This is a genomic window from Xenorhabdus stockiae (genome assembly GCF_002632825.1).
Taxonomy (GTDB): domain Bacteria; phylum Pseudomonadota; class Gammaproteobacteria; order Enterobacterales; family Enterobacteriaceae; genus Xenorhabdus; species Xenorhabdus stockiae.
Genome location: NZ_NJAJ01000162.1, coordinates 1 through 406, shown reverse-complemented (window position 1 = coordinate 406; position 406 = coordinate 1). Strand labels below are relative to the sequence as shown.

General features: G+C 56.4%; 1 protein-coding gene. It reads left to right on the top strand.

What is annotated here, in order from left to right; all coding sequences use genetic code 11:
* A partial coding sequence (locus Xsto_RS20950; protein WP_211284368.1) for an HK97 family phage prohead protease occupies nucleotides 1-388 on the top strand: 388 nt, incomplete at its 5' end.
* Nucleotides 389-406: the final 18 nt, after the last annotated feature.

Sequence of the window (406 nt, the reverse complement as noted above, 5' to 3'; positions counted from 1 at the left end):
AGGGCGCAGCACGGCTGGGACCCTCACGTTGACCGTGGATGAACGCGGGCTGCAATACAGCATTCAGGCCCCCGATAATCAGACCATCCGGGATCTGGTGCTGGCCCCTTTACAACGGGGTGATATTACCCAGTCCTCTTTTGCTTTCCGGGTCGCCCGGGACGGCGAACACTGGTACGAAGACGACGAAGGGATTGTTATCCGGGAAATTCACCGTTTCTCCCGGCTCTACGATGTCAGTCCCGTGACTTACCCGGCGTATCAGGAGGCGGACTCCGCCGTACGCTCTTTGAATCAGTGGAAAGAAGCCCGGGACAGTGGCGCTTTCCGGCAGGCTATCAACCAAAAACAGGCGCGTGAGCGCATGCTGACTTTACTGAATATTTAGGATGGGATCATGAAATTG